General features: G+C 40.7%; 2 protein-coding genes. One reads left to right on the forward strand and one right to left on the reverse strand.

Annotated elements, in window-relative coordinates; genetic code table 11:
* Positions 1-22: 22 nt before the first annotated feature.
* A complete protein-coding gene (locus B5E53_RS18655) occupies positions 23-340 on the reverse strand; it encodes a helix-turn-helix transcriptional regulator (protein ID WP_015573094.1) in 318 nt (105 codons plus the stop codon).
* Positions 341-537: 197 nt separating this feature from the next.
* Here B5E53_RS18655 and B5E53_RS18660 point away from each other — a divergent pair, with 197 nt between their 5' ends.
* Positions 538-744, forward strand: coding sequence for a hypothetical protein (locus B5E53_RS18660; protein WP_087162152.1), 207 nt, complete (start codon positions 538-540; stop codon positions 742-744).
* Positions 745-963 lie beyond the last annotated feature (219 nt).

The raw sequence follows: 963 nt of genomic DNA on the forward strand, positions 1-963 counted from the left end.
CCGTGTGGACAGCCTCTGAAAATTATTTATGTCTGGCAGCGAGCCGATGTAGTATACTGATTACAGCGATCATATCCTCATCGTCGAGCTGCTTTAATAAGTCAGCCGCTTTTTCGTATAGAGGAAGATTGTGAAGAGCTGTATCGAAGAACTGGCAGGGAGTGACTTCCAGATATTCGCAGATTTCCAGGAAGTTCTCCATGGTAGGCAGGGAGCGCCCGGAAGAAATGGACTGGATGTAACTTTTGTTTTTGCCGAGATCCAGGCTCATCTGATATTCGGATACATTCTTTTTTATCCGCAGTTCGGTAATCCTGTCACCGATAAATTTTTTCTCCATGTCATCCACCTCTCTTCCTACATCTTCCTTCGATTTTAAACTATTTACTTCCGGCAAATTACGGAATAAAATAGAGTTATTCACTATGTAAATGCTCATATTACGGAATATAACCGGAATTTACTGCTATATACCTGATTGCAAAAAAATGTGATAGAACTGCTGTTTTAGGGTATGATGTTAATGAGGTGTTTTTAATGAAAATCATAGGTACGCAGGAAGAATTGAAATGGGTCCGCAGGGCGCTGGCAAACAACTGTGAGGGATGTATCTTTGAAGAACGATGTAATCAAAATGCCAGTGAGGAGCAGAAGAAGCATGGAAAAACTCTGACAAGCTGTGAGGAATTTATGGCAAGACAGATCACGTTTGTCAGCGAGGAGGAAACAAAAACCACAAAATAGGATATTTATACCGTTATTGCATTCCATATATAGTATAAAACAAATTGACAGCACCTATATCCTGTGCTACTATACTGATATAGTTCTTTTTTATGCGTTCCCCGGCGGGGGATCATGTTTTGGGATTTTGAGAAATCCCGTACATGAAGAGGAAAAGCAGGAGCTTTTCCCGGCATAAGTTGTTTATGTTTGTAGTGAAGTGTCACCGTATGCCTGAAA

It is taken from the genome of Eubacterium sp. An11 (assembly GCF_002161065.1).
Taxonomy (GTDB): domain Bacteria; phylum Bacillota; class Clostridia; order Lachnospirales; family Lachnospiraceae; genus Anaerobutyricum; species Anaerobutyricum faecale.